This window comes from Stenotrophomonas sp. STEN021 (genome assembly GCF_056760175.1).
On sequence record NZ_JBRREH010000034.1, the window covers coordinates 1 to 14,668 of the forward strand.

Below are 14,668 nucleotides of genomic sequence, written 5' to 3' on the forward strand. Positions count from 1 at the left end.
GGGCTATTTCCCCCCCCCCCCTCCCTCCTCTTCCGTTCTCACCCCCCCACACCCCCGGCCGCCGGGGGGGTTTTTGTTCCCCAAACCCCCCCCTCGCACCCCGGTTTTGCCCCTTACCCCGTTGGTGTCGGTGCGAGCGGCCTGCAAGGCTGGCAAAATAGGGGATCGTCCGTTTTGCGAAGCCCCCTGCCATGCGTCTTTCCCGCTTCCACCTGCACACCACCAAGGAAACTCCCGCCGACGCCGAGCTGGTCAGCCATCGGCTGATGCTGCGCGCGGGCATGATCCGCAAGCTGGCATCGGGCCTGTACACCTGGTCGCCGCTGGGCCTGCGGGTGCTGCGCAAGGTGGAAACCATCGTCCGCGAGGAAATGAACCGCGCCGGTGCAGTGGAGCTGCAGCTGCCGACCATCCAGCCCAAGGAACTGTGGGAAGAAACCGGTCGCTGGGAAAAGTTCGGCGGCCAGCTGCTGAAGATCAAGGACCGCAAGGAGCAGGAATACTGCTACAGCCCCACCGCCGAGGAAGCCATTACCGACTTCGCACGCCAGGAGCTGTCCAGCTACAAGCAGCTGCCGGTCAATTTCTACCAGGTGCAGACCAAGTTCCGCGACGAAATCCGTCCGCGTTTCGGGGTCATGCGCTCGCGCGAGTTTCTGATGAAGGATGCCTATTCCTTCCATCTGGACGACGCCAGCCTGGTCGCCGAATACGAGAACATGAAGGCGGCCTACACCCGCATCTTCACCCGTCTGGGCCTGGAGTTCCGCGCGGTGCAGGCCGATTCCGGCGCGATCGGCGGTGATGCCTCGCAGGAATTCCACGTGATTGCCGATTCCGGTGAAGACGCGCTGGTGTTTTCCACCGGCTCGGACTACGCCGCCAATGTGGAAGCCGCGATTGCCGCTGATCCGGCAGCGCGCGGCGCCGCCAACGAAGAACTGCGCAGGATCGATACCCCCACCCAGAAGACCTGCGAAGAAGTCGCCGCGCTGATGGGCATCGCCCTGTTGCGCACGGTGAAGTCGATTGCGGTAATGACCACTGAGAATGAATTCGTGCTGGCCCTGGTCCGTGGCGACCACGAAGTCAACGAAATCAAACTGGCCAAGGTGGCTGGCCTGGCGGATTACCGCATGGCCAGCGAGGCCGAGATTGCCGATTATCTGGGCAGCGAGCCGGGTTTCCTCGGCCCCTTGAATCCGCGCAAGGCGATCCGTGTTGTCGCTGACCGCGAAGTAGCGGCAATGGCCGATTTCGTGGTCGGTGCCAATGAGAAAGGCCTGCATATTGCCGGCGTCAACTGGGGCCGCGACCTGGCCGAGCCGGAAGTGGCCGATATCCGCAACGTCATGGCCGGCGACCGGGCCCAGGACGGCGGTGAACTGAAGATTGCCCGCGGCATCGAGGTTGGCCACGTATTCCAGCTCGGCCGCCAGTATGCGCAGGCACTGAAGGCCACGGTGCTGGACCAGAACGGCAAGGCTGCGGTGATGGCGATGGGGTGCTACGGCATTGGCGTATCGCGCATCGTCGCCGCCGCCATCGAACAGAACCACGATGACGCCGGCATTATCTGGCCGGTCAGCATGGCGCCGTGGCAGGCGGTGGTATGCATGATCAACCCGAAACAGGACCCGACGGTAACTGCCGCCGCCGAAGCGCTGCTCGCCGAACTGCAGGCCGCTGGCGTGGATGCTGCACTGGACGACCGCGGCCTGCGTCCGGGCCAGATGTTTGCCGATATGGAACTGATCGGTATTCCGCATCGCATCGTGGTGTCGGAGCGCGGGCTTGCCGCTGGCACGGTTGAATACCGCGCACGCAACGCCGCCGAGGCGGAGAATCTGGACCAGGGCACGGTGATCAGCAAGATCATCGGCTGACGTTGATCGCTTATAACGCCGGGACATTGTCCCGGCGTTTTCATTTCCGGATAACATCGAAAACGCTATTAATCTGTCATTACCGCGATCAGCCCGGTATGCTTTGTTGCGCTGCCACGGAATGGCATACACCCCCCAACCCATTATCCGGAGTAGTTATTCGATGAGTATCGATCTGTCCCAGCTGTCGGCCAAAGAACTGGCCGTTCTTATCCGTGACGCACAGAAGCGCAAAACCGTTGTAGCCAAGCGCCAGCCGATTGCCAAGGCCCGCGCCCTGGTTGCCGCTGCGGCAAAGAAGGCTGGTTATACCGTCGAAGAGCTGTTCGGCACCGGCGCCGCCGTTGCAGTGAAGGCCCCGCGTGGCGCCAAGACCAGCAAGGGCGCCGCCAAGACCGGCCGCAAGCTGCCCAAGGTTGAGCCGAAGTACCGCAACCCGGCCAATGCCGCTGAAACCTGGACCGGCCGCGGCAAGCAGCCGCGCTGGCTGGCCGAATACACCAAGGCAGGCCGCAAGGTTGAAGATTTCCTGATCCAGAAGTAATTATTCTGGAATATGGATTACAAAACGCCGGCAGATTGCCGGCGTTTTCTTATTGCATTTCTGTATTCACAGTCGCCACAAATTGTTTATTGCAGGTACTCGCTGGCCAAACGAACGACAAGGTAGCCCGGGTAAGCACAGCGCACCCGGGAGCTTTGGATTCCGGTGATCCTGCAGACAATCCGCGGACAGCCCCGGGTGCGCTGCGCTTACCCGGGCTACACAATCACCAGCATCCTGCAACGCGGCGCTGGCAGCGCCGCCTGATTACCCCTGGCAGCAACCGCCCCAGTTACAGATTCTTGCGCGCCGGCACCAGCAGGTTACCGAACAGCAGGCCGGCCACCAGCGCCATCACCACATTGACCACGGTCAGCAGCGCCGATTCGCCGGCGCTCACATTCTGCTGCTGGATCAAACTCAACACCCCACGCAGGCTGGTACTGCCGGGCACCAGCATGATGATGCCGGGCAGACGGATGATCGCCCCCGGGCGCTGGACGATGCGTCCAAACAGATTGCCGGCGGCAGTCACCGTCATCGCCGCCAGGAAGATGCCGGCCGGCGCGCCCCATTGCTGTCCGCCGTAGCGGGAAATCGCATAACCCGCAACCGAGGCGGCCATTACCCAGAGGTAATCGCGCCTGCTGGCGCGGAACAGCATGGCAAAGGCAAACGAGGCCACCAGCACCGAGCCCCATTCCACCCAATTGGATTGCGGCCGCGAGGCGCGGATGATCGGCTCCAGGCCGATGGAATTGGCGATGGTCACCGCGATCATCGCGCCCACCGTGAGTTTCATGATGGTGGTCAGCGCGCCGGCGAAGCGCGCCGTACCGGACACCCAATGCCCGCTGGCCAGTTCATTGACCGAGTTGGTCAACGCCATGCCGGGCAACAGCACCACCAGCGAGGCGATGATGGTGGAGTTCATGTTCAGCGGCCCAATGAAACTGGCCACCAACACCGCCACAAAGCCCGCCAGCAACGCCGCCAAGGCTTCGCCGGCCTCGCGTGTGGCAACGCGGCGGTCGGTATAGAACAGCATCAGGCCGATCAGCAGGCCGGTGATGCCGGCGGTGGCGATATCCAGCCACGGCAGCCGCCACAACCCCGCCACGCCCGCCGAGCCCAGGGTGAACGAGGCCAGCAGCTGGATCTTGCTGCGCATGCCGCCATCCTTGTCGAGCTGGCGCAGCGCGGTGTGGCCTTGGGCGATGGACATCTGCCCGGCCGCCACCGCATCGGCGATCTGGTCGGCCATTGCAAGTTTGTGCAGGTTGGTATCGCCCGGGCCCAGGCGGATGACACGGGTGATGTCGCTGGAGCCGATGGCACGGGTGGGGTCGCTGAAACTCAGAATCAGGCCGGTCGGGTTCGACCACGGCTCACAATCCAGATCCAACTGCTGCGCCAAGGCCACCACGGCCGCCTCCAGACGCTGCGCGGTCGTGCCATAACTGTGCAGGCGCCCGGCCATCTCCGAAACGAAGGCCACACGTTGCGCATAGGTAGCCCGATTGGAAGCGGTGGCCGGGGCAGCGGCAAGGGTTTCGGCAGACATGGCCGCTAGTATCACCTGAAGCGGATGAAATATTCATCCGGGTTGAAGGGCGGACAGGGTATTCTCCGCAGTCAATGGTCACCATGAAAGACATTCCCCCACCCGATTGCGTACTTCCTCCCGATGCGGATGGCCTGCTCAGGCTTTCCGGCAACTGGACCTTGTCCACCGCGCTGCGCTCGGGCGAGGTCTTGCACGCGCAGACCGGGCAGGTGACCGGTATCGACGCGCGCGCCATCGACCGGTTGGATTCGGCCGGGGTACTGCTGTTGCTGCGCTATGCGCACAAGCTGGGGCTGCCGGATGAAGCGCTGCAGTTCCGCGACGATCACCAGGCGCTGGTCTGCACCATCGAAGAAGTCGCCGACGAACGACCCAAGCCGCAACGCGATTACGGCGTGGCCGCCGCGCTGGAGCGCCTGGGCCGCTCGGTGTATGCCATTGCCGGCAACATTGTGGTGCTGGTCAACTTCCTCGGCGAAAACCTGAGCAAGCTGGCACGCCTGGTCCGCCAGCCACGTCGCTTCCGGCTGACCGCAGCGGTCAACCAGATGGAAGAAGTTGGCCTGAACGCTGTGCCGCTGGTGGCGCTGCTGTCCTATCTGGTGGGCGCGGTGATCGCCTTCCTCGGTTCCACCATCCTGCGCGACTTCGGTGCGGAGATCTATGTGGTGGAGTTGGTCTCGATTGCCTTCCTGCGCGAGTTCGCGGTGCTGCTTACCGCCATCGTGCTGGCCGGGCGTACCGCCAGCGCCTTCACCGCACAGATTGGTGCGATGAAGGCACGCGAGGAAATCGACGCCATCCAGACCCTGGGCCTGGACCCGATCGACCTGCTGGTACTGCCGCGGGTGGTCGCGCTGCTGATCATGCTGCCCCTGCTTACCTTCATCGCGATGATCGCCGGCCTGGCCGGTGGCGTCACCGTCGGTGCATTTGATCTGGGTATTCCGCCGCAGATGTACTTGGCGCGCATGCACGACACCATCGAGGTGCGGCACATGCTGGTCGGCCTGTCCAAGGCGCCGGTATTCGCGTTGATCATCGCGTTGATCGGCTGCCTGGAAGGCCTGAAGGTGGAAGGCACCGCACAATCGGTGGGCGAACGCACCACCTCCAGCGTGGTGCAGACCATCTCGCTGGTCATCATCCTCGACGCGCTGGCCGCGTTGTGGTTCATGCACATGGGCTGGTGAGCGAATGAACACCCCTGAAGCCACCACCGTTGAAGACACCGAACTGGCCATCCGCGTGCGCGGGCTGGTGAATCGTTTTGGCAGCCAGACCGTGCACGACAGCCTGGACCTGGACGTGCGGCGTGGCGAAATCCTCGGCGTGGTTGGCGGCTCGGGCACCGGTAAATCGGTGTTGATGCGCTCCATCCTCGGCCTGCGCACGCCCGATGCCGGGCAGATTGAAGTACTGGGCGTGGATGCGCGCTCGGGCAATCCGGCCGACCGCCTGCGCATCGAGCGCAACACCGGCGTGCTGTTCCAGGACGGCGCCCTGTTCTCCTCGCTGACGGTTGGCGAGAACGTGCAGGTGCCGCTCAAGGAACATCACCCCGAACTCAGCGAACGCTGGCATTACGAACTGGCCCTGCTGAAAGTGAAACTGGCCGGCCTGCCTGCCGACGCCATCAACAAGCTGCCCTCGCAGCTGTCCGGCGGCATGCGCAAACGCGCCGGCCTGGCCCGCGCGCTCGCGCTGGACCCACCCTTGCTGTTCCTGGATGAGCCCACCGCCGGGCTCGATCCGATCGGCGCGGCCGCCTTCGACCGCCTGATCAAGACCCTGCAGGAAGCACTGGGCCTGACCGTCTTCCTGATCACCCACGATCTGGACACGCTCTACGCCATCTGCGACCGCGTCGCGGTGCTGGCCGACCACAAGGTCATCGCCAACGCCCCCTTGCCCGAAATCGAACAACTCGACCATCCGTGGATACGCGAGTACTTCCACGGCCCCCGCGCCCGCGCAGCGCGCGGCCTCCAGCACGAGCCCGCTTGATATGGAAACCAAAGCCAACTACGTCCTGATCGGTGCCTTCACCCTGCTTGCCGGCATTGCCCTGTTGGCGTTCGGGTTGTGGGCCGCCAAATATTCCTCCGACCGCACCTGGCAGGAGTACCGGGTGGTGTTCACCGAAGCAGTGACCGGTTTGTCGGTGGGCAGCCCGGTGCAGTACAACGGCATCGCGGTGGGCTCGATCACCGAGCTGACCCTGGCCCCGGACGACCCGCGCAAGGTAGTGGCCAAACTGCGGCTCAACTCCACCACCCCGGTCAAGACCGATACCCGCGCCAAAATGGCCATCACCAGCCTGACCGGGCCGTCGATCATCCAGCTCAGCGGCGGCATGCCGCAGGCGGCCGCGCTCACCGCGGTCAGCAAGGAACCGGTGCCGACCATCGCCACCACGCCTTCGGCACTGCAGAACATCACCGACGTTGCCAACCGCGTGGTCGAACGCATGGACGAGCTGCTCAGCGACGACAACGTCAACAAGATCTCGGCCACGCTCGCCCATCTGGAAACCATCAGCAGCGGCCTGGCCGACCGTGACCAGGGCACGCAGGCATTATTGGTGGAAGCCCGCGATGCCGCACGCAACCTCAACGTCACCCTCGGCTCCGCCAATGGCGCGATCCAGAACCTGGACCAGAACGTACTGCGGCAGCTGCCGGCCACCCTGGACAAGCTCGACACCAGCCTTGGCAAGCTGGACTCGGCCGCCGGCAACGCCGACGCCATCCTTGGCGAGAACCGCGCGGCCATCAACAGTTTTGCCAACGATGGCCTGGCCCAGCTCGGCCCGACCCTCACCGAACTGCGCGGTCTCATCCGCGACCTGCGCCGGGTCAGTGACCGGCTGGAGAACAACCCGGCGCGCTACCTGCTCGGCCGCGACGCCCCGAAGGAGTTCGAACCCAAATGAAGCGCATTTCCCTGATCAAGCTGCTCGCCCCGGCCTGCCTGCTGGCTTTGGCCGGCTGCTCCGTATTGGCCGGCGGCGACCGCCAGTCCATCACCATCTATGCGCCTCAAGTCAGGGTGCAGGCCGATCCCGGCTGGCCGCAGGTCAGTTGGCAACTGGCCATCGCCAAACCCAGCGCCGCCCGCCTGATCGACAGCCCGCGCATCAACGTGCGGCCGACGCCGGGCGAACTGGAGGTCTATCGTGGCGCGACCTGGTCGCAGCCGGCCACCGATATCCTGGAAGACACCTTGCTGCGCGGTTTCGAGGACTCGGGAAAGATCGACGCCGTTGCGCGCATCGCCACTGGCATCCGCTCGGACTACAAACTGACCACCGACCTGCGCCGCTTCGAATCGGATTACCGTGGCGGCGAAGTGCCGGCGGCCACCATCGAACTCAATGCAAAGCTCATCCACAGCCTGGACCAGCGCGTGGTTGCTGCACGCACCTTCGTCGTTGCCGAACCGGCTACCAGCGCCGAGATCAGCAGTGTGGCTGCCGCCTTCGAAACCGCGTTGAACAAGACCAGCAGCGAGCTGATCGGCTGGACCCTGCTCAGCGGCCAGCGCGATGCGGCACAGCTGCGATCTGGCGGAAAGTGAGATTGATGCGTTCGCCCGACACCCGCGCGGTCTTGGGCAGCGCATGCTGATAGTCGCGCTGGCACTGCCCGCGCATCAGCAGCAGGTCGCCGTGGCCGAGCAGGTATTCGAGCTTCTGCGCAGGAGCATCCCGACGCCGCAGTAGAAAGCGCCGCGGCGCGCCAAGGCTCAACGACGCGATCAACGGCGTCGCCCCCAGTTCAGGCTCGTCATCGCTATGCCAGCCCATGCTGTCGCGGCCATCGCGGTAGCGGTTCAGCAGCACGCTGTTGAAGCTGCCAGCACAGGCTTGCTGCAGCTGCTCGCGCAGCTCCTGCACAACCGGCAGCCAAGGATGTGGAGCGAAATCCGCGCCCGAATAGCGATAGTGCGCGTCCGCATCGCCCATCCAGCAGCTCAAGCGCGGCGAATCCAACCAGCGCCCGAACATGCGGATGCGGTGGATTTCCCAAGGCACCTGCGTGTGCAGGGCAAGCAGCAAGGCATCGGCCTGCTCTGCCGGCAACCAGGCAGGCAGATGCTGGACATCAACTGGAAACGACTTCTCATCGTTCGACATCAGGAAACGCTACCACGTGACTGAATTTGCTGACGCGACGCCAACCGCAGAGAATACGAGGCGCAATCAACCGCCGGAATTCCGATGCCCATCCGACATCCTAACTTGCTGAACGACCACCGATGAGTGCGAACCGCCTACGCCAGGCCGTGTACCCGCTGCTCCGCACCTTGTTTCGCGCCCTGCCATTGTCTGAAGGGCAACGTGACAAGCTGCGCGGGCATTTGATGGGGCAGCTTGGTCACTGGGTGCCGCAACCAGCTCTTGGCCGCCAAACTGAAACGCCCGGTTTGCAACTGCGCTGGCGCGCCGATGAAGCAGCAATCGGGTACACAGCCCAGCAGTTGCTGCCACTGCCAGCAGCCTCACCGGCAACCTTGATTGCGTTCTATCTGCCTCAGTTCCATACCTTTGCAGAGAACGATGCCTGGTGGGGAAAAGGATTTACCGAGTGGCGGAATGTCACCCGAGCGTTGCCGCAGTTCCAAGGCCACGTGCAGCCACGCCTACCCGCAGATCTTGGTTTCTATGACCTGCGCAACCCGCAGGTGATGCGCGACCAGGCAAAGCTTGCAGCCGACTACGGCATAGGGGCCTTCTGTTTCTACTACTACTGGTTCAGCGGCCGCAGCTTGATGGAGACGCCGCTGCAGCAATGGCTGGCCGATGACAGCATCGACCTTCCGTTCTGCCTGTGCTGGGCGAATGAAAACTGGGCGCGGCGTTGGGATGGGCGCGACGATGACATCCTGATTGGCCAACAACACAGCGACGACGACGATCTGGCGTTCATTGCGCACATCGCGCCTTACCTGCGCGACCGGCGCGCACTAAAAGTCGACGGGCTGCCGATGCTGCTGGTCTACCGCCCCAACCTGTTGCCTGATGCAGCCGCAACCGCGCAGCGTTGGCGGCAATGGTGCCGCGACAACGATATCGGCGAGATTCACCTGGCCTATGTACAGGGCTTCGAGCGCCCCGACCCACGCGATATCGGTTTTGACGCAGCAGTTGAGTTCCCGCCGAACATGAGCAACCCACGTTCATTGTCCGCCGAACAATGGCTGCTGAACCCGGAATTCAATGGCGACGTGCGCGACTGGCGCGAACTGGCCAAGCAAGCCGCTGCCCGACCGATGCCGGAGTACACGCTCTATCCCGGCGTGAATCCTGGCTGGGACAATGAAGCGCGCCGCTCGGGCCGAGGCCGCGTCTATCTGCATGCCTCGCCACGCGGCTACCTCGACTGGTTGCGGCAGACCATCCATGTGCGTCTGGCACCCATCGCGCAGAAGCAGAAGTTTGTGTTCATCAATGCGTGGAACGAATGGGCCGAAGGTGCCGTACTGGAGCCGGATGCACGCTTGGGCCACGCTTGGCTTTGGGCTACCCGTCAAGCGCTGGAAGCGGCACCAACACCTCCTACCCGCCCCTGCATTGTGATTCATGCGTGGTATCTGGATGCCCTTGAAGAGCTGCTTGAAGTGATCGGCCGCAGCGGTTTGGACGCCCGTATCGTCATCACCACCACGGCCGAAAAGGCGGTTGGTGTCCGCGACCTGCTGGGCAAGCACAACCTCGACCAGCGAGGTGAAGTCACGGTTTTCGAAAACCGTGGTCGCGATATCCTGCCCTTCCTGCACGTCGCAGATCGGCTGCTGAATGAAGGTGAAGAACTGGTACTGAAACTCCATACCAAGCGATCAACGCATCTTGAAAATGGCGATCAGTGGCGGCGGGAAATGGTCGGCGCGCTACTGGCCAACGACGCAGCGCCGCGGATCGTCGACGCGTTCCGAACCAACCCCAAGTTGGGCTTGGTTGCACCAGCAGGGCATCTGCTGCCGGTTGCTGGATTCATCGGCGGCAACGGCCCGCTGTTGTCGCATCTACAGGTTCGGCTGGGCCTGGTAGACAGCATCAAAGACCAGATGTTCGCATCCGGCAGCATGTACTGGGTACGCCTGCAGGCTTTGCGCCCGCTGCTTGATGCGCACCTGTATCCCAGCGAGTTCGAGCCGGAACGTGGTCAGATCGACGCTACGCTGGCACATGCGGTCGAGCGCGTGACTGGCGCGGCGACCGACGCCATGGGCCTGCAGATTCGCGACACCTCGCAGATGGGTGCCACAGGCGCACCAACACCTAGCGAATACGCCTACGCAAACCGCAGCTGAAACCGAGGCAAACGGGCTGCAGTGCAGCCCGCTTCTTTCACTCAAGCACGCCGGAACGACACGCCGGTCTTTTCTTCCAACTCGTCATCACTGACACCCGGCGCGGCTTCCACCAGCACCAATCCATCAGCGGTCACATCGAAGATCGCCAGATCGGTGATGATGCGATCAACCACGGCAACGCCGGTCAACGGCAGGGTGCAATCCGGCAGGATCTTGTGCTCACCGTTCTTGGCGGTGTGCTCCATCAGCACCACCACGCGCTGCACGCCGGCCACCAGGTCCATCGCGCCGCCCATGCCCTTGACCATCTTGCCCGGCACCATCCAGTTGGCCAGGTCGCCCTTGTCGGTGACCTGCATCGCGCCCAGGATGGCCAGGTTGATGTGGCCCCCACGGATCATCGCGAACGAGTCGTGGCTGCCGAAATAACTGGCACCGGCACGCGCGGTGACGGTCTGCTTGCCCGCGTTGATCAGATCAGCATCTACTTCGGCTTCGGTCGGGAACGGGCCGATGCCGAGGAGGCCGTTTTCGGACTGCAGCCATACATCCACGCCTTCCGGGATGTGATTGGCCACCAGGGTCGGCAGACCGATGCCCAAGTTCACGTAGGCACCATCGGTCAGCTCGCGCGCGGCGCGCTGTGCCATTTCGTCACGGGTCCAGGCCATCTCAGTTCCCCTCCTGACGCACGGTGCGCTGCTCAATGCGCTTCTCCGGCGTTGCGTTCAATACGATGCGATCGACGTAGATACCGGGCAGATGGACCTGATCCGGATCGATGGCGCCCACCGCCACGATTTCCTCCACTTCCACCACGCAGACCTTGCCGGCCATGGCACAAGCCGGGTTGAAATTGCGCGCGGTCTTGCGGAACAGCAGGTTGCCGGCTTCATCGGCCTTCCATGCCTTGACCAGTGATACGTCGGCCTTGAGCGCGGTTTCCAGCACATAGTGCTTGCCGTCGATCTCGCGGGTTTCCTTGCCTTCGGCGACGATGGTGCCGTAGCCGGTGGCGGTGAAGAACGCCGGGATGCCGGCGCCGCCAGCACGCAGGCGCTCGGCCAGGGTGCCCTGCGGGTTGAATTCCAGTTCCAGCTCGCCGGCCAGGTACTGGCGCTCGAATTCCTTGTTCTCGCCCACGTAGGACGAAATCATCTTCTTGATCTGGCGGGTTTCCAACAGCTGGCCCAAGCCAAAGCCATCGACACCCGCGTTGTTGGAAATAGCGGTCAGGCCCTTGACCCCGCTGTCGCGCAGCGCGGCGATCAATGCCTCGGGAATGCCACACAGGCCAAAGCCACCTACGGCAAGGGTTTGCCCATCGGCCACGATGCCGGCCAGGGCCTCGGCGGCGCTGGCAAAAACCTTGCCGCGTTGCCGGGTCGGGGAGAGATCGCTCATCGCATCACACTCACAGTGCTGAAGATGCCCATATTCTAGCCATACCGCAGGGGCAACCCCCTTGGACCTTCGGCCAGCGTGTTTTGCGCGCCCTGGAACTTTCATCCAGCGTGCAGACAGCCTACGAACGCGTAGCCGACTAAACTAGGTGATCTTTCACCCAGCAGGATGCATGCATGCCCCTCCCCGCGTTCAAGGCCTACGACATCCGTGGCCGCGTGCCCGAAGAACTCAATGAAGACATTGCACGCAGGATCGGCAAGGCCTTGGCCGCCGAACTCGGCGCCGGTCCGGTGGTGCTGGGACATGACGTGCGCCTGACCAGTCCTGCGCTGCAGGACGCGCTGGCTGCCGGCTTGCGCGGGGAAGGTCGTGACGTCATCGATATCGGCCTGTGCGGCACCGAAGAGGTCTATTTCCAGACCGGCCACCTGCAGGCAGCCGGTGGCGTGATGGTCACCGCCAGCCACAACCCGATGGACTACAACGGCATGAAGCTGGTGCGCGAACAAGCGCGCCCGATCAGCTCGGATACCGGCCTGTTCACCATTTCCGATGCAGTGGCCGCAGACGACTCACAACCGCAGCCCGCGCGTGCCGGCCAGACCGACCAACATGACAAGACGGCCTACATCCAGCACCTGCTCAGCTACATCGATGCCAGCCAGCTCAAGCCGCTGAAGCTGGTGGTCAACGCTGGCAACGGCGGCGCCGGCTCCATCGTCGACCTGCTGGCAGCGCATCTGCCATTGGAGTTCGTGCGTATCTGCCACGAGCCCGATGGCAGCTTCCCCAATGGCATCCCCAACCCCTTGTTGCCGGAGAATCGCGACATCACCGCCAAGGCGGTGCGCGAGCACGGTGCCGATTTTGGCATCGCCTGGGATGGCGACTTCGATCGCTGCTTCTTCTTCGACCACAACGGCCGCTTCATCGAGGGCTATTACCTGGTCGGGCTGTTGGCGCAGGCAATTCTCGCCCGCAATCCCGGCGGCAAGATCATCCATGACCCGCGCCTGACCTGGAACACGGTCGAAATGGTGGAAGCCGCTGGCGGCGTGCCGGTGCTGTGCAAGAGCGGCCATGCCTTCATCAAGGAAAAGATGCGCGCTGAGAACGCCGTCTACGGCGGCGAGATGAGCGCGCACCACTACTTCCGTGAGTTCGCCTATGCCGACTCGGGAATGATCCCGTGGCTGTTGATTGCTGCACAGGTCTCCAGCAGCGGCTTGTCGCTGGCCGAACTGGTTGAAGACCGCATGGCACGCTTCCCGTGCAGTGGCGAAATCAACTTCAAGGTTGCCGACGCCAAGACCGCCGTTGCCCGGGTAATGGCACACTTCGCCGCGCAATCGCCGGCAGTGGATCACACCGACGGCATCAGTGCCGATTTCGGCAGCTGGCGTTTCAATCTACGCAGTTCCAACACCGAGCCATTGCTGCGATTGAATGTTGAAACCCGAGGTGATGCCGACCTGCTGGCTGAGCGCACCGCCGAAATTTCCACCTTGATCACCGCCTGAGAGTTCTCATGAGCCAGATCCTGCCCGTCATTCTTTCCGGTGGTTCAGGCACCCGCCTGTGGCCGCTGTCGCGCGAAGCCTATCCCAAGCAGTTCCTGCAGCTGGCCGGCGAGCACAGCATGCTGCAGTCCACCTGGCTGCGGGTGGCCGATGTCGCTACGCAGGCCCCGCTCGTGGTGGCCAACGAAGCACATCGTTTTGTCGCCGCCGAGCAACTGCAGCAGGTCGGGACCACGCCATCGGCCATTCTGCTTGAGCCGGTCGGCCGCAATACCGCACCTGCCATCGCAGCTGCGGCACTGGAGGCCTGTCGTGACGGTGCCGACCCGCTTTTGCTGGTGCTGCCCTCAGACCATCTGATTCGTGACACGGCGCATTTCCACAGCGCCATCCTGGCAGCTGCCGATATTGCTGAGCAGGGCAAGCTGGTTACCTTCGGCATCCAGCCGACTGCGCCGGAAACCGGCTACGGCTATATCAAGGCTGTCGCCGGTGAAGGCGCGCGCGCCATCGAGCGCTTCGTCGAAAAGCCCGACCTGGCAACTGCACAGGACTATGTCGCCTCGGGCGAGTACTACTGGAACAGCGGCATGTTCCTGTTCCGTGCCTCACGCTACCTGCAGGAGTTGGAGCGCCTGCAACCGCAGATTCTCGCAGCCTGCCGCAGTTCTTGGGAAAAGGCGCGGCGTGATGCCGACTTCATCCGCCTGGATGCAGAAGCATTCAAGACCAGTCCGTCCGATTCCATCGACTATGCGGTGATGGAAAAGACGGCCGATGCGGCTGTGGTCCCGTTGGACGCCGGTTGGAGCGATGTTGGCTCGTGGACCGCACTGCGCGATGTTTCCGAGCAGGACGCAAACGGCAACGCCCATCGCGGCGATGTCATCGCCATCGACTGCCATGACACCTTCGCTTACGGCGAGCGCCTGATCGCAATGGTCGGCCTGGACGATGTGATCGTGGTCGAAACCGACGATGCGGTATTGGTTGGCAAGTCCGACCGCATGCAGGAAGTGAAGGACGTCGTGGCGCGCCTGAAGGCCGATGGTCGTAGCGAGGCCACCTGGCACCGCAAGGTCTATCGCCCGTGGGGCGCCTATGACTCCATCGATCACGGCGACCGCTTCCAGGTGAAGCGCATCACCGTCAAACCCGGCGGCACCTTGAGCCTGCAGATGCACCACCACCGCGCCGAACACTGGATCGTGGTCAGCGGCACCGCAGAAGTCACCCGCGGCGATGAAGTGCTGTTGCTGGCTGAGAACCAGAGCACCTACATCCCGCTGGGTGTCACCCACCGCCTGCGCAATCCTGGCAAGCTGCCGCTGGAGTTGATCGAGGTGCAGTCGGGCAGCTATCTGGGTGAGGACGATATCGTGCGCTTCGAGGACACCTACGGGCGCACCTGAGGTCGTCAACAGGC

General features: G+C 63.3%; 12 protein-coding genes and 1 pseudogene. 9 read left to right on the plus strand and 4 right to left on the minus strand.

The genetic code is table 11. The annotated features are described in order from the left end of the window. The first annotated feature begins 191 nt into the window (after nt 1–191). Together ACVOL0_RS09325 and ACVOL0_RS09330 are read left to right on the plus strand one after the other, a co-directional pair. Entirely contained in the window at nt 192–1,886 is a 1,695-nt protein-coding gene (locus tag ACVOL0_RS09325; protein ID WP_481548844.1) for a proline--tRNA ligase, read from the plus strand. Between the two features lie 163 nt (nt 1,887–2,049). Then, nucleotides 2,050–2,427 (plus strand): annotated as a pseudogene (locus tag ACVOL0_RS09330) (H-NS histone family protein); the annotation flags it as partial. Nucleotides 2,428–2,722: 295 nt separating this feature from the next. On the opposite strand, the gene ACVOL0_RS09335 reads toward ACVOL0_RS09330, so the two are convergent. Then, the gene (locus ACVOL0_RS09335; protein WP_481548845.1) at nt 2,723–3,994 is read right to left on the minus strand and encodes a threonine/serine exporter family protein; all 1,272 of its coding nucleotides are present in this window, start codon (nt 3,992–3,994) and stop codon (nt 2,723–2,725) included. Between the two features lie 83 nt (nt 3,995–4,077). On the opposite strand from ACVOL0_RS09335, the gene ACVOL0_RS09340 reads away from it, so the two are divergent. The 4 genes from ACVOL0_RS09340 to ACVOL0_RS09355 are packed head-to-tail and all read left to right on the plus strand — an operon-like array spanning nt 4,078 to nt 7,576. Beyond that, nucleotides 4,078–5,190: an ABC transporter permease gene (locus ACVOL0_RS09340; RefSeq protein WP_481548846.1), complete on the plus strand. Its 1,113-nt coding sequence runs from the start codon at nt 4,078–4,080 to the stop codon at nt 5,188–5,190. 4 nt (nt 5,191–5,194) lie between these two features. After that, a complete protein-coding gene (locus tag ACVOL0_RS09345; RefSeq protein WP_062169448.1) occupies nt 5,195–6,004 on the plus strand; it encodes an ABC transporter ATP-binding protein in 810 nt (269 codons plus the stop codon). A gap of 1 nt (nt 6,005) precedes the next feature. Further along, nucleotides 6,006–6,932, plus strand: coding sequence for an MlaD family protein (locus ACVOL0_RS09350; protein WP_481548847.1), 927 nt, complete (start codon nt 6,006–6,008; stop codon nt 6,930–6,932). Then, on the plus strand, nt 6,929–7,576 hold the full coding sequence (locus tag ACVOL0_RS09355) for an ABC-type transport auxiliary lipoprotein family protein (RefSeq protein WP_481548848.1): 648 nt from the start codon (nt 6,929–6,931) through the stop codon (nt 7,574–7,576). The genes ACVOL0_RS09350 and ACVOL0_RS09355 overlap by 4 nt, the downstream gene beginning before the upstream one ends. Here ACVOL0_RS09355 and ACVOL0_RS09360 read toward each other — a convergent pair. Next, complete coding sequence (locus ACVOL0_RS09360) at nt 7,530–8,135, minus strand: alpha-ketoglutarate-dependent dioxygenase AlkB family protein (RefSeq protein ID WP_481548849.1); 606 nt, start codon at nt 8,133–8,135, stop codon at nt 7,530–7,532. The genes ACVOL0_RS09355 and ACVOL0_RS09360 overlap by 47 nt on opposite strands. Nucleotides 8,136–8,257: 122 nt before the next feature. On the opposite strand from ACVOL0_RS09360, the gene ACVOL0_RS09365 reads away from it, so the two are divergent. Next, on the plus strand, nt 8,258–10,312 hold the full coding sequence (locus tag ACVOL0_RS09365) for a glycoside hydrolase family 99-like domain-containing protein (RefSeq protein ID WP_481548850.1): 2,055 nt from the start codon (nt 8,258–8,260) through the stop codon (nt 10,310–10,312). 41 nt (nt 10,313–10,353) lie between these two features. Here ACVOL0_RS09365 and ACVOL0_RS09370 read toward each other — a convergent pair whose 3' ends face one another. After that, nucleotides 10,354–10,986 (minus strand): CoA transferase subunit B, encoded by a 633-nt coding sequence (locus tag ACVOL0_RS09370; protein ID WP_481548851.1) that lies wholly within the window; start codon nt 10,984–10,986, stop codon nt 10,354–10,356. A gap of 1 nt (nt 10,987) precedes the next feature. Next, nucleotides 10,988–11,719: a CoA transferase subunit A gene (locus ACVOL0_RS09375; RefSeq protein ID WP_282266866.1), complete on the minus strand. Its 732-nt coding sequence runs from the start codon at nt 11,717–11,719 to the stop codon at nt 10,988–10,990. A 176-nt stretch (nt 11,720–11,895) separates the two neighbouring features. Here ACVOL0_RS09375 and ACVOL0_RS09380 point away from each other — a divergent pair, with 176 nt between their 5' ends. Together ACVOL0_RS09380 and ACVOL0_RS09385 are read left to right on the plus strand one after the other, a co-directional pair. Further along, the gene (locus ACVOL0_RS09380; RefSeq protein ID WP_481548852.1) at nt 11,896–13,242 is read left to right on the plus strand and encodes a phosphohexomutase domain-containing protein; all 1,347 of its coding nucleotides are present in this window, start codon (nt 11,896–11,898) and stop codon (nt 13,240–13,242) included. A gap of 8 nt (nt 13,243–13,250) precedes the next feature. Further along, nucleotides 13,251–14,654 (plus strand): mannose-1-phosphate guanylyltransferase/mannose-6-phosphate isomerase, encoded by a 1,404-nt coding sequence (locus tag ACVOL0_RS09385; RefSeq protein ID WP_481548853.1) that lies wholly within the window; start codon nt 13,251–13,253, stop codon nt 14,652–14,654. Nucleotides 14,655–14,668: the final 14 nt, after the last annotated feature.

What these genes read in the sequence shown, in the direction of transcription:
- ACVOL0_RS09325 (WP_481548844.1), top strand. Translation starts at nt 192, where the DNA reads ATGCGTCTTTCCCGCTTCCACCTGCACACCACCAAGGAAACTCCCGCC.
- ACVOL0_RS09335 (WP_481548845.1), bottom strand. Translation starts at nt 3,994, where the DNA reads ATGTCTGCCGAAACCCTTGCCGCTGCCCCGGCCACCGCTTCCAATCGG.
- ACVOL0_RS09340 (WP_481548846.1), top strand. Translation starts at nt 4,078, where the DNA reads ATGAAAGACATTCCCCCACCCGATTGCGTACTTCCTCCCGATGCGGAT.
- ACVOL0_RS09345 (WP_062169448.1), top strand. Translation starts at nt 5,195, where the DNA reads ATGAACACCCCTGAAGCCACCACCGTTGAAGACACCGAACTGGCCATC.
- ACVOL0_RS09350 (WP_481548847.1), top strand. Translation starts at nt 6,006, where the DNA reads ATGGAAACCAAAGCCAACTACGTCCTGATCGGTGCCTTCACCCTGCTT.
- ACVOL0_RS09355 (WP_481548848.1), top strand. Translation starts at nt 6,929, where the DNA reads ATGAAGCGCATTTCCCTGATCAAGCTGCTCGCCCCGGCCTGCCTGCTG.
- ACVOL0_RS09360 (WP_481548849.1), bottom strand. Translation starts at nt 8,135, where the DNA reads ATGTCGAACGATGAGAAGTCGTTTCCAGTTGATGTCCAGCATCTGCCT.
- ACVOL0_RS09365 (WP_481548850.1), top strand. Translation starts at nt 8,258, where the DNA reads ATGAGTGCGAACCGCCTACGCCAGGCCGTGTACCCGCTGCTCCGCACC.
- ACVOL0_RS09370 (WP_481548851.1), bottom strand. Translation starts at nt 10,986, where the DNA reads ATGGCCTGGACCCGTGACGAAATGGCACAGCGCGCCGCGCGCGAGCTG.
- ACVOL0_RS09375 (WP_282266866.1), bottom strand. Translation starts at nt 11,719, where the DNA reads ATGAGCGATCTCTCCCCGACCCGGCAACGCGGCAAGGTTTTTGCCAGC.
- ACVOL0_RS09380 (WP_481548852.1), top strand. Translation starts at nt 11,896, where the DNA reads ATGCCCCTCCCCGCGTTCAAGGCCTACGACATCCGTGGCCGCGTGCCC.
- ACVOL0_RS09385 (WP_481548853.1), top strand. Translation starts at nt 13,251, where the DNA reads ATGAGCCAGATCCTGCCCGTCATTCTTTCCGGTGGTTCAGGCACCCGC.